Here is a 20,563-nt window from a genome sequence, read left to right on the forward strand (position 1 = left end):
CAAAATAATAAATTTTAGCTGCTAGTATCCGGATGATATCGCGTCGGTTTAATTGAGTAAGCCGGATTTTGTTATAATCTCGATTACCACCGAAATTAATGACTTTCTCATTATCAAAAAAATCGTACTAATTCAGGAAATCTGGAGGTTTTATCCGCTAAATCTTCTAGCTAAACCAATAGAAAGGGTTATTTTTTTAAAATAGAAATCAATAAAGGCCATAAGGGAATGAAGGGGTTTTGAGGTCATCTTCAAAATTAGTTGTATTGATAGCGACAACGTGAACGAGGGAAACGAGGTCCGTTAAATTTATCATCCTTTTAGCTCAATGCTGGGAGGGTGGCTGCTGCCTCCCTCTCCTACTGTCCAGTAGCAGAATCTCAAAAACCTGATTTAAAAATCTTGGTCACTTGCGGCTAAGATTTTTTCCTTTTTGATTTAAATTTTGCCTGCACAGGAAACCCGCAACAATGCCGACTGAAGAGAAGCAGTGCATGACTCCCCTTGGGAACTCTACCGCTCTTGTTTCTGGCACAAGGGCCAGAGATTTCTTTCTGTAAAATTACTTCCACTTCAAATCAAGCTTTGGAACGACGGCCTATTTTTTTCGAATCTTTTGAGTCACTTTAGCAGAAGAGCATTTCCTTCTCTTCACTGAAATCTTCTTCTTCAACGGCCGGCCTGATTTTTTAGTTACTCTTTTTACTTGCTTAGACTTTTTAACATTATTTAATTCTTTTTTGACCTTTACTTCTGCTTTTTTCAGCCGTGCTTGTAATTTTTTTACCGCTTCTTCAGCTTTTTTAAGAGCAGCTGATCTTCTTGGTTTTCTCACTTAATTTCTCCCTATTCAACCATTTCTTTAAGTCGTTTGAGTGGACGAATTTTAACGACGTTCTTAGCAGGTTTGGCTTTAAACATCATGGGTTCTCCTGTAAAAGGGTTAATTCCCTTACGTGCTTTGATGGCAGGCTTCCGTTTTACACTGCATTTGCAAAGACCTGGAACAACGAACTCACCCGCTCCTCCTTTTTTGAGATGAGCATGCGTTAAATCCGATAAAGCTTCAAATATCATTGTCACTTGCTTTTTTTTCAGCTCGGTTCTTTCAGCCAAGTGAGCAAGTATTTGCGATTTCGTCATCCGCTCTTTGACCGCGGCCACCTTTGTTTTTGACTTTCCAGTTTTCCTGGATATGAATTTTTTTCGAGAAAAAGTTTTCTTTTTTATTGCCATTGTTTTTCCTTATTTAAAATAAACTCTGTAAATTGTAAGAAAATTTAGAAACAAAAGAAAGCTATTATTGCTGGTGCTCCCTAATTAAGTGAAGAAATAGCTTGGCGTCGTTGAAAATTATGAAAGAAGCAACCCGCGACTCTCGAGCAATCGCTTTACGTAAATCATTAAGCTTCTCAAAGAGTCCGACATTATAAGGTGATGACGCCGATGAATTTGCTTTCGACGCTTTGTATTTTCTTCAAAACATTATATTTCTCGCGCGGTTTTGCAAGAATGAGTGTTTCCTTCCCTCGCAAAATCGAACGAGCCAATGGTGTTAATCGCAAAATAGAATAGTTAGCCAAATCCTGTTCCAGATAACCCAGATGAATTAATTGACGAAAAACGCTATACCATTCGTTCTGGCTTAATTCCTTACCAATACCATAGGTAGATAAACGATCATGGCCGGCGCGCTTAATTCGTCGATCATCCTTACCACGAAGCACATCGATGACATAGTTAACGCCATAACGTTCTTGGACACGATAGACACAGGACAATGCCTTTTGCGCTTCAATAGTACCATTGTAGATTTCAGGGGGATTTAAACAAATGTCGCAATTACCGCAATCTTCAATCAACGATTCATTAAAATAGTTTAACAATACACGGCGGCGGCAAGTCCGCGCTTCTGCAAAAGTAGACATGCAATTTAATTTATACAATTCGATCCGTTTGCGGAGCTCATTATTTCCATTTTCAATAAAATTTTTGATAACAGAAATATCACGCAAACCGTAAAGCAATAATGCTTCAGAAGGAAGACCGTCTCGCCCAGCTCGGCCAGTTTCCTGATAATAACCCTCAATATGCTTTGGCAAATCATAATGCACCACGAAACGAACATTGGGTTTGTCAATTCCCATTCCGAAAGCAATGGTTGCCACAATGATGTTAACATCATTACGCTGAAAGGCTTCTTGGGTTTTTCCACGCTGAGCCGCAGGGAGCCCAGCGTGATAGGGAAAAGCGGAATACCCATCCGCTTGCAATTTAGCAGCAACTTCCTCCGCTCGGTTGCGACTCAAACAATAAACAATACCAAAATCAACTTTTCGATCTTTTAAAAAGTTGACTAATTGGTTGTATGGTTTTTTCTTTTCTAACAATGTATAACGGATGTTTGGACGATTAAAGCTTGCGATGTAGACATTCGCCTTTGTTAATCGCAAACGTTGCAAAATATCTTGTCGAGTTTGCTTATCCGCCGTGGCGGTGAGTGCTATGAACGGAACTTTTGGAAAATATTCGCGTAACTCACCCAACCGTAAATATTCCGGTCGAAAATCATGACCCCACTGCGAAACACAGTGAGTCTCGTCGATAGCCACTAAGGCTAATTTCACTTCCCTTAAGCGCGATAGAAATGATTTAGTCATTAACCGCTCAGGAGCAATATAAAGAAAATCCAATTCATTATTATGCAATCGAGCTAAATTTTTGCGCGCTTCGGCTTCCGTCAACGTAGAATTATAAAGAGCCGCCGCCGCTCCGTTGGCACTTAAAGCTTGAACTTGATCCTGCATTAAGGAAATGAGCGGAGAAACAACAATACCCACCCCTTCTCGCACGAGTGCAGGTATTTGATAACACAACGACTTCCCACCGCCCGTTGGCATCAGAACAAAATTATCTTCACCAGCTATAACACTGTTAATAATTTTCTCTTGCAGCGGACGGAAATTTTTATATCCAAAAGTTTGTCTTAAAATTTCAAGCGCTTTCATCGACATGAATGACCTCCCTTTCTAGTCATGATAACAAAATCAGAGCCCGGTTTTACAGAAAAACATTTTCTCTATAAAAAACGGAACTAACGCTTGAGCGCGGCAAGTTTTTGGTTTCCCACTAAGCCAATCGACGTACTTATAAAATACTGAATACAACTCGATACTGCGACTATTTTGTTACGCCCCTTGCTGCTCTTTGACACTGACACAACCTCTATTATTTTAGCATACAAACCCATTTCAATCGCAGCGGTTTTTTCCTTAGCTCAAAGCATTTTTTATGTAGGTTTTTAGACAAATACAAAATAACTCCACACCGTTTTTTAGTTCAATCGGTATCGATTTAACGGTTCAGTACGGCTGTTTTGTTTCGCAGCATCGTCACATAAGAGTCTCAAAGTCATTGCCAATTTGCAGTACGCTATTGGGTCCAGATAATTTTCCAATATTTGTCGATATTCTTTTAAAGCTTTTGGCGAAGATTGCTGTTCAAGCAATTGCGGCGATTCTTTGGATAAGATTGCTCTATAAGATAAAGAAATACCTTGAAGCAACACTTTCGAAAGAGTATTCAGTTCAGATAAAAAGAAAAACTCAGGGCCGAAAATTTGTAATAAGATTCTGCCGTGAGAATGCTGGTCTTCATGGACTGCATCCCTACCATCTTCCTTTCCTGACTAAACTAAACGGCTGATTTCATGCAGATAAGCGTCCATTGAGCATTGCAATTTTTTCGTTAAGGTGACTTCATCATCCCAAATCCTTCCATTAAAAAAGGTATAATGCATTTATGAAGAATTATTCGCCGTGTTCTTTTTCAGTGGGTCTACTTTACATTTCCGTCATAACGGCCATCGGAAATATTATTATGACAAATATCATTGACCACCCATAAATACAAAGAAATGATCTCTTCAAAGACCTTTTCTTCCAAACTCAGTTCATATTCTTTATGCTTTTGAAACAAAAAGTTATATAGATCGAGTGGCACGCCACTGGCATAACGTTAACGTATGGGGAATTTTTCGATTAAACTGCTCAAGCCTCCGATCGCATTCCAAACTTCTCACGCTTTAACTTGAAAAGTAAAATCCGACATACCTTGCAAGTCCATTGACAACTAAAATTTAGTTTGACTTTCATTGAAGGAGTAATTCAGTAAATTATTTATATTTTTTCAATCTCTTTTGGCAGAATGCCCTCTCAAATGAGAAGTAACTTTAAATGTCGCACGGATAAATTGCAATCAAATAATCCCATCAATTATTTCATTTCATTAATTTCCTTTTTTATTAGAAAGAATTTCTTTTTCAGATTCTGATTCACTCTCTTTCCTTTTCGTTTTTTGTAACGAAAAAATGTAGAACTATTAAAAGAAAATTTCTTTTCTTCAGAGGATTGCTCGTCAGATTCTTTTTGAGTTTTTTGTTCATCAATCTAAAGATATTTTTCCGTGTCTTCTATTAATCTAAGACGTATTACATTTAAGAATAAACATTACCATGACACTCCCGGCTTTTTCGAATTGATTTCTACGTATTTTACTGTAATTTTCAAATATTCGTCTAGTTTCACACTGTGATCGGACAGGCTATTTGAAATTTTATTTTCCGCTAACGGTTTCAAACGTTTATTAATTTCTTTGATTACTTGGATACGGTTTTTGTTACCAGATTTTTCCACATCCCAGATTTCAAGATGGGCACCTAATTCTTTTATCATTCTATTTATAAGTAATTTCTTAAAATCCGTATTTTTTATGGTCGCGAAGGTTCCAAATACTTGTTAATACTCTCCTCTCTATCCTTTTCTGGCTTATTGTAAGTTATAGAGATTATGTAATTACAATCTTACCCTTCATACAAAGCATAATGACCCTCCAGATTTTCGGGGTCGAGTAAACCATTCACTTTTATCTTCAATGACTCAGTAATAGCTCGTGCCTTCTCGATCTTTTCCTTCTCTATTTTCGACAAAAGTTGGTCTCCATCTAAAGCACGTATTCCAATGTAAACGTTGCAATAGATGCATATACTGATTCCTCCGACAAGTTTTCTATACTATTAAACAATAAATAAATAACGACCTTTGAACCTAACAGGACTTTGCATATTCTCACTAATGGGTTATTCTTAAAAATCTAAGAGATATTGGCGCATGAAATTTAACAGAAAATGAACAAATCAGATTTTACTATAACCAAAAGATAGGCTTATTAAAAAAGACCTTGATATGCACTTCAAAGACTGTAAATACGTAGGACAACAGCTCGTTAATTTATTACAACCTTATAAAAAATACCGTCGTGCTAGCTTTTCCCCAGGGGCCGCGTACCCGTTGGGTTCGAAATAGCTCAAGCGCTTCATTTGCAGTTGTATGTCTTTTTAGTTCGAAGATTAGGGTTCCAACCCAAGAGGGGCTAGCGATGGGCGCTTTGCGTCCGGCGACGTCGAAGTTTTAGAAGATATTATCCGCCATTTAGGGATTTCACGAGCCATAATCGACCAGCTAAAAGCAGAACAAACGGTTATTTTGAACGAACGTAATTGCCGTTATCGTGGTGATGCCTCTATCAAAAAAGACCAAACGGCACTTCTTATCGACGATGGCATCCGCAACTAGCGCGACGATACGAGTGGCTATTAAGACTCTCAAAAAACTGGGTTGCCAACGTTAAGGGATGGGGCAGTCCCGGTAGCACCAGAATCAACAATCTAACAATTAAGCGCCGAGGTTGATAAAATTTATTGCTTAAAAACGCCTGAACCCTTTTTTTGCTATTGGCAATTGGCATGAAGTTTTTTCGCAAACTCATGATGCAGAAGCAATCATTGCTTTCTTCTGCAACACAAGCGTTGGAGAAAAAAGTGAACTGAGTTAGCTTATTGATATTTACCTTAATTAATAGAGAGGGAAGCCCTATGATTATGATTGAAAGCTACACAGACGCCGTTTTGATGCCTATAGCGCAAAAGTCCTGCTTGAAAACAATGGCATTTATTGTGAGCTCAAAAATCATCTCCTTTCAACCAAGCCGCTGGAGAAAATCGAGTTGTATGTGGGCGAAAAAGATGTCAAACTAGCCCGTGATGTCCTCGCTAACGCAATGGGCAAAATAACTACTAATAGACTTTCGTTATGCCTCGTAGAAAAACTGAAAACCTCAACTTTGAAGCCTCGTTAAATGAATTAACAACATTGGTCGAAAAACTGGAGCAAGGCAACTTAACGCTGACAGAATCCCTACAAAATTTTGAAAGAGGGCTCGCCCTGGTTCGGTCGTGCCAACAAGCTTTATCGGAGGCAGAGCAAAAAGTGAAGGTCTTAATAAACCAAGATGGGGCAGAAACGCTAGTTCCCTTTGAACTAGAAACCAAAACGGATTAATTAATTTCTTCTTATAATCTTATCAATGGGAACCGTCACTTCTCCATTCGCGGTTTCAAATAAATTACTCTCGGCACCAAAAGCATGCCCATAAATAACTTCTACCGTGGCTGGCAATGCACCATTTTTCTCACGGCAATTCTCATAATTTCTTAGAATTTGTCGCCATTGGGTTTTCCCCATCAACCCCTTGAGGCGATCTTGAGAGGCATTCTGGGCGCCCAATTGTTTTAAATCTTTAACTAACCGCGATACCGAAGAATAATGGACGGTAAGTCGCTCCATATCCATCACGGGGTGGGTAAAACGCAATTGAGTCAGCATATCGCCGATGTTGTGCATATCACAAAAAGGGTGCACGTGACGGTGACCATCCGCGAAACTCGAGCGCAGCTCCTTCAATGTATCCGGGCCAACCATACTAAAAAGTAAAAGTCCTCCCGGCTTTAAAACCCGATGACATTCTTGCAGCGTTTGCTGGAAATCACTGGACCATTGAAAAGCGAGATTAGAAAAAATTAAATCAACGGATTGATCGGCGAACGGGAAAGCCGTATATTCTCCCGCAATCATTTTTGAAGACGCCGCTTGCAGAATCGCAACGGATAAATCCAAACCCGCGACTATCGCTTCCCGATACCGCTCTTCCAACTGCTGCGTTGCATACCCTGTTCGAGCTCCTACATCTACAACGCAAAGAGGATTCAACCGAATAAAGTCCAATCGCTCCAACAAGCGATCCGCAATGGCTTTCGGCACCACCCCCACATTGTCATAAGTCCGCGCAGCCGCTTGTAAAGCTTTCTTAACGGCCTTTTGGTCAACTTGGAACTGTGTTTTGGACATTGGTGTAACTTTGCTTTAATTTATTTGTGCTATTATTTATTTCCAAGGCGGTGTTTTTAAACAAACCTTAATATAAGTAAGTCTTCCCATTCTAAGTTGTTTTTTCTTCGTCTTAATTTCTAAAAAACATTATCATCCCCGCCTGCGCACCTAGCCATCAACTTAAGCATAAACCCCTAATGACTGTAAAGTTGATGCTTCTCTTTCGCCTTGTTCCTTTCAAAGATCCTTGATACAAGGGGCCTCTATCATTACCCACCCGTGGTGAAGCGTGAAAAACTTAAACCCCGTCGCCCTCCGCGGGGCATCTGCTGTATTATTGAAGCATACAAAACCTTCACGGCGGAGTCAGGAGGAGACCTAAAAGACTAGGGGCTAAGAAAAACACCGATGGTGCTTTTCTTAGCCTTTTAGCCGGGACTCCCGTGACTTCGGCTGTGAAAGCCCTCGATTCTTTGTCTGTCAGTAGACGGCCCACGCACGGGAACGACGGACATCTTTTCAACCACTTGATATTCCCTCTTTACTTCGCCCCCTTAAGTTGAGCTCTAGGTGCCTGCGAGGGAATGACGAATTAAAATTAGCTGAATAAGCAACATTACGTTTCCATTTACGCGTTCCTTACATGTTTTTCTACAATAACTCCTTGACACTATTTAATCCCTCTCCACTGTATTTTTTGTTATGATTTTTTGTCAGGCAATCTTATGCGAAGTTTGTCGTGCCACGTTGCGATGAAATGAAAATAATTTTGATAAATAACTGATTTTATTTCGCTATAGTAAACCTATTAAGAATCTTATCATGGAGCTGAAATTTCATCAGGAACTCCTTCTATTCACGATTTTTTTTCGACACGTTTTACGAAAAAATTAAGAAAAGACGAAATAAGACTTTATCTGAAGCTCTAATTCTAATACCACTCCACCGAAAACGCTTACAAAAACGAGGATGTAATCAAGCCTTGGAAATCGCTAAATCCATTGCCAAACAATTCCGCCTCCCTTTATTTTTGAATCAAATAGAACGCATCAAAATACCAAGCCCTAAACTAAATTACTCCCCAAAAAATCGGCTTAGAAATGTTAAGAACGCTTTTGAATTAACAAAATTTTTCAGCCAAGCACGTTCGCCATTCTCGATAATGTCATCAGAACAGGCCACACTAAACGCACTGGCTCGTACTCTATCGGATAACGCATTGAGAAAATTAAAATATGGTGCTGCGTAAAACTTCATCGTAATTTACGAAAGCACCAAAAATCTATCATCCTTTACTTATCTTTTTTAGGTGGAATCAAATCCGTAATCGTCCCCTCAAACATCTCGCACGCCATCATAACCGTTTCCGATAATGTCGGGTGGGGATGAATTGTTAGGCTAACGTCTTCGGCATCACAGCCCATTTCTATTGCTAAGGCAACTTCGGAAATTAAATCACCGGCGTTCACGCCGACAATACCGCCGCCAATGACTGTTCCTTTTTCATCAAATAGTAACTTAGTGGACCCTTCGCTGCGGTTTAATAATAATGCACGCCCGCTAGCTACCCACGGGAAGACGCCTTTTTCATACTTAATGCCATTCTCTTTAGCTTGGGTTTCCGTTAAACCAACCCAGGCTACCTCGGGATCAGTATAAGCAACAGTAGGAATGCAGCGCGTGTCATTGCAATGTTTTTTGCCTGTAATCACTTCAGCCGCCAATCGGCCTTCGTAAGTGGCTTTATGCGCTAACATCGGCTGCCCAACCAGATCACCAATGGCGTAAATGTGCGAAACATTAGTCCGCATTTGTTGGTCGACAATGATGTATCCTCTGTCATCGACTTTTACACCGGCTTTTTCGGCGTCAATTAATTTCCCGTTGGGAGAACGGCCAATAGCCACTAAAATACGATCGTATTTTTTAGGTTCTTTAGGCGCATTTTTGCCTTCAAAAGTGACGTACAACCCATCCTTCTTAGGTTCAATTTTCGTCACTTTGGTTTTCAGTAAAATTTCTTCATAACGCTTTTGAATGCGTTGGTGTAACGGTTTAACGACGTCGGCGTCTGCGCCTGGGATCAATTGATCCATCATTTCAACGACGCTGATTTTAGTACCTAACGCATGGTACACCGTTGCCATTTCCAAACCGATAATCCCGCCACCCAAAACTAGAAGATGACCTTTCACATCTTCTAACTCTAAAGCGCCCGTCGAATCCATAATGCGGGGATCATTGGGAATAAAAGGCAATTTAACTGGCAGGGAACCGACAGCAATAATCGCTTGATCAAATTTAATTTTCGTAACGCTTTTTTCTTTACTCTCAACGGCTAATTCATTAGAGGAAGAAAATTTTCCATAGCCGGTAATAATTTCCACTTTGCGTTGTTTGGCCATCATTTTTAAACCGCCCGTTAATTTTTTAACGACGCTTTCCTTCCACACGCGGATCTTCTCAATTTCTAATGCCGATTCCCCCAAAAGGATACCCAAAGAAGACATGTCTTTCACATCATCAATCACTTTTGCAATGTGCAATAATACTTTTGAAGGAATACAGCCGACGTTTAAACAAACGCCACCGATGATTTCATACCGTTCGACTAAAACCACTTTTTTACCTAGATCAGCTGCGCGAAATGCAGCCGCGTAGCCACCAGGGCCACTGCCTAACACCAGCACTTCAGTTGTAATTTCTTTTGTCATTTTTTCCTCGTTTTACATTAATAAGGTTCTGATATCCGATAACCGTTCAGCTAAATAAACGATAAACCGCGCGCTATCGGCGCCATCGATCACTCGGTGGTCGTAGGAAAGACTCAAGGGCAACATCAGTCGCGTTTTACAATCACCGGCTTCATTACAAATCGGCTTCCACTGCATTTTAGAAACACCCAAAATCGCCACTTCCGGCGTATTAACGATCGGCGTAAACGCTGTGCCTCCAATTCCGCCTAAGTTTGATATGCTAAAACAGCCGCCTTGTATATCATTCATATTTAACATTTTTTTCCGCGCTTTTTCACTAACATCATCCAGTTCTTTAGCCAACTCAAATAATCCTTTTCTGTCCGCATCGTGAATAACAGGGACTACCAAACCTTCTGGTGTGTCAACCGCTACGCCGATATGAAAATATTTTTTTAAAATTAAATGCTCACCCGTGTGGTCCAATGAAGCATTAAAATGAGGAAATTCTTTAAGCGCGTTAACGACAGCCTTAATGATAAAAACTAAAGGAGTCAATCGCACGTTTTGTTTGGCGGCGTATTCTTTTTGACTTTGACGAAATACCTGAAGCTCTGTGATATCGGCTTCGCCAAATTGGGTGACATGCGGGATAGTCATCCAATTACGGCCTAAATTTACGCCAGTTGCTTTTTTAATTTTTGAAAGGGGTTTTTCTTCGATGTCGCCAAATTTTTTAAAATCAATTCTAGGCGCTGGCGGAAAAGCGGTACCACTTTTACATTCAGCTACTTTTAACTGTTCTTTTACAAATTCCTGCACGTCCTCTTTTAAAATTCGATCTTTTTGGCCAGTTCCTTTAATTTTTGTTAAATCGATACCAAATTCACGCGCAATACCTCGCACGGCAGGGCCCGCGTGAACGCTTTTTCCAAAACCCTCAACTTCCTCAGCTTCGTCTTCTTTTATTTCAGTGGCTTTTTTCTTTTCTTCTTTTGCAGACTTTTCTTCTTCCGCGCTCACTTCAAGCGTTAAAATTTTATCACCTTCTTTGACTTTGTCGCCGACTTTTACTTGAAACTCCTTGATGGTACCCCCCAACGGCGAAGGCACATCCATTGAGGCTTTGTCGCCTTCTAAAGTGATTAGTCCGTCTTCTTTGGCAACGGTGTCACCCGGCTTTACTAAAACTTCGATGACATCCACTTCAGATACGCCGCCAAGATCGGGTATGGTTATTTGTTCAATGCGATTTTCCACAGTGTTTTCTCCTCTACTCCCACTTCGTTATTCCAGTAGCCCGTATGAGCGAAACGAAATACGGGAATTGCGTCGTTATCCCCCCCGTATTTCGCTTCACTCCAACGGGCTACTCTTATACGGTCCAGGGGTCGGGACGGTTAGGATCGACGCCTAGTTTTTTCATAGCTGATAGGAGTTGATCCTTTGCAAATTCGTTTTGATCCGCTAACGCTTTCAATGCGGTATAGGCTACCATTTTAGCGTCGACTTCAAAGAAATCACGCAGAGCGGGTCGCGTGTCACTTCGTCCAAAACCGTCGGTGCCTAATACATAATACGGTTGTTTAACAGCTTCTCGGATTTGATTAGCAAGCAATTTCACATAATCCGTCGCGGCGATCACTGGACCTTTTTGGTTATCCAAACATTTTTGAACATAACTTCGTTTTGGCGCGGTATCGGGATGCAAACGATTATAACGACCTACTGATTCAATGTTATGTCGTAACAAATTAAAGCTTAGCACGCTCCACACATCCGCAGCGACTTTAAATCGTTCTTCTAAAATTTCGGACGCGGCAATGACTTCACGTAAGATAGCACCCGCACCTAACAATTGAACTCGCTTAGATAATTTTCCATTACCTTGTTTAAATAAATACATCCCCTTGACTATGCCTTCTTCCACCCCTTTTGGCATGGGAGGATGCTGATAACTTTCATTCATCAGTGTAATATAATAAAAAACATTTTCCTTATCTTGGTACATGCGACGTAAACCATCTTGAATAATCACGGCCAATTCGTACCCAAAAGCAGGGTCATAGGAACAACACGTCGGTACCATGCTAAACATTAATAAATTATGAGAATCCTGATGCTGTAAGCCTTCACCCGGCAAAGTGGTCCTACCTGCCAATCCACCCAAAATAAAACCGCGAGTGTGCATGTCGGCAGCAGCCCATACCAAATCACCGACACGCTGATATCCAAACATGGCGTAATAAGTATAGACAGGAATTAAAGTGTAGCTATTATTCGAAAAGGAAGTAGCTGCTGCTATCCAACTGGCCATTGCCCCCGCTTCTGAAATTCCCTGCTGTAAAAGTTGCCCTGTCTTGTCTTCGCGATAATATATTAATTTACTCTGATCTTCCGGCGTATATTTTTGGCCCTCCACAGCATAAATGCCTGTTTGTCGAAACAAGCCTTCTAAACCCAATGTCCGAGCTTCATCCGCCACAATAGGGACGATACGATCCCGAATATTTTTATCTTTCAACATCAACCCCATAATTCGCGAAAATGCCGCACCCGTTGACACAGAACGTTCCTCGGTGCCTTTCAATACAGGTTCAAATAAGCTTAAATCTGGGGTTTTTATCGATTCAAATCTTCCGTCTCGTGCGGGCAAAGGTCCGCCTAATTTTTCACGTTGTTTGTGTAAATAATTTAATTCTGGACTATTGTCATCAGGTTTATAAAATTCAAGATCGCTTAATTGTTTATCGGATAAGGGTAACTCAAACCGTTGGCGAAAGATTTTTAATCCCTCCTCGCTAATTTCCTCTAAATTATGAGCGATATTTTGGGATTCGCCTTCTTTCCCATAACCATAGCCTTTCACCGTTTTAGCAAGGATTACCGTTGGTTTTCCGCAATCTTTCATCGCTTCCGTATAAGCGGCGTAAACTTTTTGCGGATCATGGCCGCCGTCAGTCAATCGTTTTAATTCATCGTCACTCATATCAGAAACAAGTTCTAACAATTCAGGATATTTTCCAAATAAATGCTGGCGCAAATGAGTGCCGTCTTTGGAAAAACACGCTTGGTATTCACCATCTACCATTTCCGAAACGTGCTTTAACAACAAGCCGGATTTATCTCTCTTAAACAGTCGCTCCCAATCTTGACCCCAAATAACTTTGATTACTCGCCATCCGGCGCCCCGAAAAAGCCCCTCCAATTCTTGGATAATTTTACCGTTACCGGATACCGGGCCATCAAGACGCTGTAAATTGCAATTAACGATAAAAATGAGATTATCTAATTTCTCACGGGTCGCTACTAATAGACCACCTAAAGTCTCGGGTTCTCCCGTCTCGCCATCACCACAAAAAGCCCATATTTTTCGCCCTGCCGTATCTACCAACTTTCGATGATGCAAATATTTCAATAGTTGGGCCTGATAAATCGCCATTAAGGGTCCAAGGCCCATCGAAACCGTCGGGAATTGCCAAAAATCAGGCATTAAAAAGGGGTGGGGATAAGAAGAAATCCCCTTTGTCAAAGCTTCTTGACGAAAATGTATTAAATCTCGTTCACTAAGGCGCCCTTCCAAGAAAGCGCGCGCATAAATACCCTCTGCCGAATGTCCCTGGAAAAAGACTAAATCATCCGCCCGAAAGAAATAATTTAAGCCGACCTCAAATAAAGTCGCCATCGACGCGTAACTAGAAAGATGCCCACCCAACCCCGCTTTTTTACGGCCCACTCGCATCACCATTGCCAAGGCATTCCAACGCAAGTAATTCGTTAAGCGTTGCATTACTTTAATTTCATCATCCGCTAGTTGAGCTTCTGTCTCGGTAGGAATAGTATTCAGATAAGGAGTGTGAATGCCAGTCGGAACTGAAACACCAACTTTTCGGGCATGTGCTAACAATTTTTCTAAAATGAACCCAGCACGGTCCACGTTTTCGTATTCAACAACGGAATCAAGCGCTCCCTTCCATTCCTGAGTTTCAACAGGGTCAATATCTTGAAGGTTAATGTTTTTCGCAACCATAGCTTAATTACCTATTCTTGAAGCAACACTTAAGGGGCCTTAATCTAACTAATCCATCGCCCAATTGTAAACAGCGCAATTACAACAAGCCATATCCATAAAGCACGACTAATCAATCCATCAAGACTTTTTAATTCTTCTAAAGATAAAAGTTTCGTTTCTTTATTCATATCTAATGCGGTCAAACCACAGGCTGCCGCTAGGTGTGGCGTCTTATCAATTCCAGTTAATACTTTTGGCCGCCATAAGGCGAAGGTTGGAGAAAAATGGCCGCCAAGGGCGAAGGTAATACCGATCAACCGCAATGGAAGCCAATCTAACACGTCTTGAACGATAGCGACCGCTGAAAGCAGCCTTGTTCCTTCTTCACTGTTCTCCACGGGACATTTTTCTAAAAATTGCCGTAATGTTATGACTAACGTATAAAGAACGACACCAGTTGAGCCTAAGATCAATAACCAAAAAATCAAAGCAAAAACACGCTCATAAACATGAATCAGCACCTTCTGCACTACCGCTTCACTTTGGGATTCAGCAAGGGAGCGCATATCCATGCAATACCATAACACAGCAACGGTTAAAAAATAGTATCCTACAATGGTCAACGTACGGCAAATGAAAAGAGCAAGTAATATATAGGTAAACACGACCGGGAGAATAATGATCGCCACCCCGCCAAACCCGTTCCAATGTAAAGTTCGACCAAAACGTGCCTTCAACCATTGGTAATAGGGTTCAAACCAATTGTATTGCCTGGTATATCTATCAAAATGTAACCATCGCTGAATAACCAAGCACAATAAAACAACGGTCAAAGCCATGACAATTTGTCCTCATCGTAAACACTTAGCCGCGTCCATTTTCGCTTATCTTTTGACCTATAGCAAATGCCGAAATCAATCTCGTCGCAAGCGATCAGAAGTGGCTAGGGGAGTTGGGTATTTCATCACTACCCAATAAGAAGAAACGATAAAGGATAATATTGTTATGGTTTCAATCAGCGAAGTAGCTTTATTAGCAATTAAATGATTACTCAAGGCCATATAAGCAATAATCAGGGAAAACTCACTAATTTGTGCTAATCGTATCCCCACTTCCCATGATACTTGTTTAGACTCACCCACACATCGTAATAACAATCGGTAAATCACAGGCTTTATAGCCATTAATAACACAAGTAAAATTAGGGCGGGAATAATGACGCCCGGTAAAAACTGAAGGTCAAACGTGGCCCCCACCGAAAAGAAAAACAGAACTAAAAAGAAATCCCGCACCGGTTTTAAACTTTCGGATATATAAACTGAAACCGGTCTCGATGCAAGGCTGACTCCAGCAATAAAAGCACCAACTTCTCCAGATAACCCTAATGAAGCAGCCAATTGCGCCATGCCCAAACACCATGCGATAGCTAATAAAAAGAGGTATTCCTTTATACGATTGAATTTAGAAAACAGGGGAAATAAAACAAACCGATCAAACAAATAAGCGAAAATCAAAACAGCGGGAAAACCTAATAAAACGAGCGCGATATCGACCAGAATCTTTCCATGTCTTCCCGCCCCATGCAGTAAAAATAAAACCGCAATGGCAATCAAATCCTGCAGTAACAACACACTAATCATGACCTCACCCGTATGCTGATGATGCAGGATAGTTGTGGGCAGCAACTTGATGCCAATAATCGTGCTGGAAAACATCATGGCGCCGCCGATAACCAGGCATTCGACTACCGGATAATTAAAAAAATAGGCGATCCCGTAACCTGTGGCTGCGAAAACAATTGAACTAATCAGTGCCACCCATTTAATTTTCGTAAACATAGTTATTAACTTTTGGGGAGGCAAGTTCAGTCCTAAAAGAAATAACAAGAAGATAATACCAACATCGCTGACAGTACGAAGCATATCGATATTAGCGATGAGCTTTAATCCCCAGGGTCCTAACAAAATGCCCAATAGCATGTAGGCAACCAGCATCGATTGGCGAGTCATCAAAGCAAAAGTCGAAAGGACAGCTGCTCCGACAAAGATGAGGAAAATAGAAAAAATAATGTCATATTCAAACATGCAAATCTCGCCATCAATTTGAGCCGTTTCTAAGGATGTAAACAACGCCAAACATCACTACGCCCTATCCATGGCAAACCAATAACCCCTAACATTTATAATTGGCGCCAACCGTCGATTAGCGTCATATGACAATGGTAAATTGCTCCTGAGGTGGAGTCCAAAATCCGTCCATCGTTATATTCATTCGAGTTCGCTGCGACAAAATCAGCTAATATCGTCATCCCTAGAATCTAGAATACGTTTACCCAAAAATTTTCCTTTACAAGCCCAGTAGCGATCCGTAACTTTATAGCCGTTTTCCGAAAAGATTTTAGCGACTTTTCCATAAAATCTGCTCTTCCACTTCCAAATATGGATCATACTGGAGGGCTGATTTGTTTGATGATCGATGGTCTGCCAATCTCCAATGACTCCCAATTCATTTGCGTAAATCATCGAACTCCACATCAAAATTAAAACTTCGTCCTTAAAACAAAAACAGCAAAATTTTATCATTTTCAGGCGAATTTACTATTAAAAATCTCAATTTTCCTACGATTTATAGATCTCCGGTAGCAGGATTGGAATGAAAATGAGGATTAAATCCAGAAATTCACTAGGCTAAGTGAAAATTCATTGACTTACGAGGACCTCCAGCAGTCCTCCAGCAGTGTAAGTGTATTTATAGAAGTACGTGAGAGCAGAGCACGATTCTAGCCAGCACAGTAGAATTGCAAATAAACTCTAGCAGTTTATGCACTTAGTGTTTTAAATTTTTTAATGTTTTATGTAAAATGATGCGGCCGTCGTTTTTTATTGGCTAATCAGGGAAATCAGGGGGAAAAAGATGCCAGCAAAAAAAAAGAAAAACCAATCGTTATCGAAGACGTTCAAAAGGGCAGTCTACTTCGGCAAATACTGTAGCACTTGGAAAAGTTTCGAAAGAGCAAGATCAAGCCCGTAGGAAATTACGCACTACTCAAAAGAAACTAACCAAAGTGAAGAAAGATGCAAGCCGTAAACTTGCTAAACTCCGAAAAGAAGCCGGTCGAAAAGTAGCTGCTTCCAAAAAAAGCGAGAGTGTCGTCTAAAAGAGGACGTAAAAAAGCTACTCGTAAAAAAGGAAGCGGCCGCCCACGTAAAATATCTGCGACGAAACACGGACACGGTCGTCCAAAAAAAGTCCGCTTCAAAAGCGATAAATGCTCGTCGAAGACGAGGCCGTCCACACAAAACAGCGTAGTGCTTAGGTCGACTGAAAAGCCCGTTATTCGTTGGATTTTTGTTTGTATCCTTCCCTAGGATAATCCTTTTCAACCTCTTCAACAACCTTTGTAAAAGGTAACCAAGGCGCACACCAGGTAGCTAAAAAATCGATGATGATCAAATCGTTCTGTGAAACGACGTTATCGAAATTGGATTGCGTTAATTCCGTGATGGCCATAAAAACCCTCCTAATTATCAAAAATACATACGTTCGCATTCTAGGTCTAAGCTTCAAATACCCGAAAAATCCGCTCACGCACTTTTTCCATGCTTCCCAAACCAGAAATACAGAAATATTTTGGTGCTTGTGAATCACCCGATTTTTCCCATTGTGCATAGTAATCACTCAGGGGGCTTGTCTGCTTCCGATAAACCGCTAAACGATGACGAACAGTTTCTTCACGGTCGTCTGCACGTTGAATCAACGGTTCGCCATTCACATCATCCTTATCCGCCATTTTTGGAGGATTGTAACGGCGATGGTACGTCCGCCCTGAGGCAGGGTGAATCAACCGTCCCGTCATCCGTTCAATAATTTCTTCTTCGGGTACATCAATCTCAATCACCAAGTCGATTTTGATAGCTGCTGCATTCAGCGCATCCGCTTGCGCAAGCGTTCGCGGAAATCCATCCAGTAAATAACCCTTGTGACAATCAGGGAGCTTCACTCGTTCTTTTACCAGAGCAATCATAATTTCATCCGAAACAAGTCCCCCGCTTTCCATTATTTTTTTAACTTCTAATCCCAAGGGTGTTTTGCCTTTAACGGTGGCTCGCAACATATCACCCGTCGAAATCTTTGGAATGTCCAAGTGTTTCGCAATAAAATCTGCTTGAGTGCCCTTACCGGCTCCCGGCAAACCTAATAAAATAACTCGTAACGGCACTGTATTCTCCTCAATATCGGCATCCTCACGTAGGCGGAAATTCAGAGGCCAACGTTAATCATTTTTTCCTCTGGATTTCCGTTGCGCGGGAATGACGGACTCAAAATTTGTTTCATAAAAAGAATATACCTTAGCATGATCCAGCCGCAAACGACGAAACGACCACTCCGAGTGACTACTGAACACGTCATGAGCTTTCTATTGTGTGGCGGGTAAAGATAAAATGTTCCCTGTTGGCCTTCGGTAAACCCACCACTGGTAAAATTTAAGTATAGTCACGAGAGCATTTTCCATAATAACGAAGAGGCGCTTTTACCCCACTCAGTAGGATGATTTGTCCCTCACTCCATTGACCATCACAATATTTACCGTCACTGTTACCGTAGAACGTCACAAGACCATGCCGCTCAATGGCTTCGCTGCGAGCAAAACGGATAGCAGCCGCCAAACGATTAATCAACGCGACCAATCACGCTTCGGCTAGAAATATCTGCCAAGCCGGCATTGTAAGAGAAATAAAAATAAGTAACTAAAGATAAAGCAATCAACAATTCGAGGAATGTCATTCCTCGATCCATCTGAAAAACACCCTCTAAAATTTAGGCCAAACCTTTACTAGACGAACTGCATTTCTACTCGCTTTGACGATTTCCATAGGATAGCCTGACAAACGAATGCAAACCCCAACGATGGGAATACTTTCCAAATCTTCTATAATCAACCCACTCAAGGTTTTCGGCCCTTTTATCGGTAAATCCCACTGCATAATGCGGTTTAAGTCACGAATGCTAATACGCGCGTCTATCAAATAACTCCCCTCTTTTTGCAATTGAATTAAACTCGTTGCTCCATCAATTCCCACCGCGAATTCACCAACGATTTCCTCTAAAATATCACGCAACGTAACCAATCCTTCAATATCACCATATTCATCCACCACTAATCCGACCGTCTTATTTTTTTTCAGAAAATTGAGTAATTGTTGATTCAACAAAGTCACTTCCGGAATAAAATAAACTTCGTCTGCGACTTTTACGAGCTTCTCTTTCGTTAATTGTTGTTGGGATAGCAATTGCATTACACGACGCAAGTTTAGTAATCCAATGACCCGATCGATATTTTCTCGATAAATTGGCAAATAATTGTGTTCCGAGGTTAATAACACCTCGACGATCTTATGCCAATCATCCCGAATATCAATGCCGTGAATTCGATTGCGCGGCACAATTACATCTTCAACCGTCATCTGCCCTAAATTTAAAACGCGTAACAACATCTGTTGGTAACCAGAAAGACCCTTCCCTGTCACCTCGCGAACAATACTGCGCAACTCTTCCGCACTTACCACTTCAGTTCCTTGTACGGAGACCTTTACACCAAAAATACGTAAAAAAGCATTCGCGATCGTATTAACTAACCACACCAATGGATAAAAAACGCGTAATAGAATTTGCAAAGGCAAGGATGCGGGAAATGCTACTCGTTGCGGATAAAGAGCCGCTAATGTTTTTGGGGTTGTTTCCGCAAATACTAAAATGAGAAAAGTTAAAATGACCGTCGAGATAATAACCCCTAAATCACCCAGATAATGGACAGCAATCACGGTAGCAACCGCAGAAGCTAATATGTTTGCAAACGTATTTCCAATTAAAATGACGCCCAATAAACGATCGGGACGCTTCAAAAGCGTAAGCACGCACTTGGCTTTCACGTGCCCTTTTCGCGCCAAATGACGTAGCCGATAGCGATTAAGCGCCATCATGCCGGTTTCTGAGCCCGAAAAAAAGGCGGATAAAAAGATTAATAAAACGAGCAAAATACCGAGATATTCGACATTTACCGTCAATGGAAGCCTTCCAATAATAATTTACTGCCGAAATAGACGAAGATTAATAGTAATACGCCGCACAAAGTGCCGTAAATAGCTTTACTCCCCCGCCACCCACAAAAATGACGGCCCATCAGTAGTAGGGCGAAAATAACCCAGGCAGAAACTACCAAAATAGCTTTCTGCCATAAAAAAGGATGTTCCATATTTCTTTGTGAAAAAAATAAATACTCGACGCCAATAAAAAGTTTAATGATAAAAATCCGACGGCGATGGTTTGAAAAACTATTTTTTCCATGGATACCAGTGGCGGTAATTTTTGAATGAAGACGCCATGAGGACGATGACGCAACAGCCACTCTTGAATGGCCAGTAAAATAGCTTGCAACCCGGCCACACTCAAAACGCCCGCGGTTACAATAGACAATAAAACATGAACAAACGCATACGAACTCGGCTCGACTTCAAGGACCTGTCGACCCGGGAACACGAGCGCTAATATAAAGCACAATAGGACAATATTGACCGTCGATAAGGTAATGACATTCATAGAACTAAGCATAACATATTGCTATAATTCCC

Annotated in this window: 13 protein-coding genes and 8 pseudogenes; 4 read left to right on the top strand and 17 right to left on the bottom strand. The window is 41.1% G+C overall.

What is annotated here, in order from left to right; translation table 11 throughout:
* From FIV31_RS03195 to recQ, 4 genes and pseudogenes are all read right to left on the bottom strand, one after another.
* Positions 1–100, bottom strand: a 100-nt coding sequence (locus FIV31_RS03195; protein ID WP_280123803.1) for a hypothetical protein, incomplete at its 3' end; no start/stop codon positions are given.
* 478 nt (positions 101–578) lie between these two features.
* A pseudogene (locus FIV31_RS03200) lies at positions 579–835 on the bottom strand (hypothetical protein).
* Positions 836–846: 11 nt separating this feature from the next.
* Positions 847–1,236 carry an HU family DNA-binding protein gene (locus FIV31_RS03205; RefSeq protein ID WP_280123785.1) on the bottom strand — a complete coding sequence of 130 codons (390 nt, stop codon included), beginning with the start codon at positions 1,234–1,236 and terminating at the stop codon, positions 847–849.
* 64 nt (positions 1,237–1,300) lie between these two features.
* Positions 1,301–3,014, bottom strand: a pseudogene (recQ, locus tag FIV31_RS03210) (DNA helicase RecQ).
* 421 nt (positions 3,015–3,435) lie between these two features.
* Between recQ and FIV31_RS03215 the strand changes: the two are divergent.
* A complete protein-coding gene (locus FIV31_RS03215; RefSeq protein ID WP_280123786.1) occupies positions 3,436–3,705 on the top strand; it encodes a hypothetical protein in 270 nt (89 codons plus the stop codon).
* Positions 3,706–4,508: 803 nt separating this feature from the next.
* Here FIV31_RS03215 and FIV31_RS03220 read toward each other — a convergent pair.
* Positions 4,509–4,733, bottom strand: a complete 225-nt coding sequence (locus tag FIV31_RS03220; RefSeq protein ID WP_280123787.1) for a hypothetical protein — start codon at positions 4,731–4,733, stop codon at positions 4,509–4,511.
* A 510-nt stretch (positions 4,734–5,243) separates the two neighbouring features.
* Between FIV31_RS03220 and FIV31_RS03225 the strand changes: the two are divergent.
* The 3 genes and pseudogenes from FIV31_RS03225 to FIV31_RS03235 all read left to right on the top strand — a co-directional run bounded on the left by FIV31_RS03225 (position 5,244) and on the right by FIV31_RS03235 (position 6,398).
* A pseudogene (locus tag FIV31_RS03225) lies at positions 5,244–5,887 on the top strand (phosphoribosyltransferase).
* 45 nt (positions 5,888–5,932) lie between these two features.
* Positions 5,933–6,126 (top strand): annotated as a pseudogene (locus FIV31_RS03230) (putative signal transducing protein); the annotation flags it as partial.
* 23 nt (positions 6,127–6,149) lie between these two features.
* On the top strand, positions 6,150–6,398 hold the full coding sequence (locus FIV31_RS03235) for an exodeoxyribonuclease VII small subunit (RefSeq protein WP_280123788.1): 249 nt from the start codon (positions 6,150–6,152) through the stop codon (positions 6,396–6,398).
* On the opposite strand, the gene bioC is transcribed toward FIV31_RS03235, so the two are convergent.
* From bioC to FIV31_RS03305, 12 genes and pseudogenes are all read right to left on the bottom strand, one after another.
* Positions 6,399–7,244, bottom strand: a complete 846-nt coding sequence (gene bioC, locus FIV31_RS03240) for a malonyl-ACP O-methyltransferase BioC (RefSeq protein WP_280123789.1) — start codon at positions 7,242–7,244, stop codon at positions 6,399–6,401. It lies immediately after the preceding gene.
* A gap of 1,274 nt (positions 7,245–8,518) precedes the next feature.
* On the bottom strand, positions 8,519–9,940 hold the full coding sequence (gene lpdA / locus FIV31_RS03250) for a dihydrolipoyl dehydrogenase (RefSeq protein WP_280123790.1): 1,422 nt from the start codon (positions 9,938–9,940) through the stop codon (positions 8,519–8,521).
* Between the two features lie 12 nt (positions 9,941–9,952).
* Positions 9,953–11,182 carry a 2-oxo acid dehydrogenase subunit E2 gene (locus FIV31_RS03255; protein ID WP_280123791.1) on the bottom strand — a complete coding sequence of 410 codons (1,230 nt, stop codon included), beginning with the start codon at positions 11,180–11,182 and terminating at the stop codon, positions 9,953–9,955.
* A gap of 115 nt (positions 11,183–11,297) precedes the next feature.
* Entirely contained in the window at positions 11,298–13,952 is a 2,655-nt protein-coding gene (gene aceE / locus FIV31_RS03260) for a pyruvate dehydrogenase (acetyl-transferring), homodimeric type (protein WP_280123792.1), read from the bottom strand.
* A 44-nt stretch (positions 13,953–13,996) separates the two neighbouring features.
* Complete coding sequence (gene ampE, locus FIV31_RS03265) at positions 13,997–14,773, bottom strand: regulatory signaling modulator protein AmpE (protein ID WP_280123793.1); 777 nt, start codon at positions 14,771–14,773, stop codon at positions 13,997–13,999.
* A 75-nt stretch (positions 14,774–14,848) separates the two neighbouring features.
* Positions 14,849–16,018 carry a cation:proton antiporter domain-containing protein gene (locus FIV31_RS03270; RefSeq protein ID WP_280123804.1) on the bottom strand — a complete coding sequence of 390 codons (1,170 nt, stop codon included), beginning with the start codon at positions 16,016–16,018 and terminating at the stop codon, positions 14,849–14,851.
* Between the two features lie 29 nt (positions 16,019–16,047).
* A pseudogene (locus tag FIV31_RS03275) lies at positions 16,048–16,456 on the bottom strand (DUF2147 domain-containing protein).
* A gap of 844 nt (positions 16,457–17,300) precedes the next feature.
* A pseudogene (locus FIV31_RS03285) lies at positions 17,301–17,444 on the bottom strand (thioredoxin domain-containing protein); the annotation flags it as partial.
* Positions 17,445–17,490: 46 nt separating this feature from the next.
* Positions 17,491–18,153 carry an adenylate kinase gene (gene adk / locus FIV31_RS03290; protein ID WP_280123794.1) on the bottom strand — a complete coding sequence of 221 codons (663 nt, stop codon included), beginning with the start codon at positions 18,151–18,153 and terminating at the stop codon, positions 17,491–17,493.
* 54 nt (positions 18,154–18,207) lie between these two features.
* A pseudogene (locus tag FIV31_RS03295) lies at positions 18,208–18,731 on the bottom strand (GspH/FimT family protein).
* Between the two features lie 14 nt (positions 18,732–18,745).
* A complete protein-coding gene (locus tag FIV31_RS03300) occupies positions 18,746–19,999 on the bottom strand; it encodes an HlyC/CorC family transporter (RefSeq protein ID WP_280123795.1) in 1,254 nt (417 codons plus the stop codon).
* A pseudogene (locus FIV31_RS03305) lies at positions 19,996–20,543 on the bottom strand (cytochrome C assembly family protein). The gene FIV31_RS03300 and the pseudogene FIV31_RS03305 overlap by 4 nt, the downstream one beginning before the upstream one ends.
* Between the last annotated feature and the right edge of the window lie 20 nt (positions 20,544–20,563).

The sequence above is a fragment of the Coxiella endosymbiont of Ornithodoros amblus genome (assembly GCF_019425495.1).
Taxonomy (GTDB): domain Bacteria; phylum Pseudomonadota; class Gammaproteobacteria; order Coxiellales; family Coxiellaceae; genus Coxiella.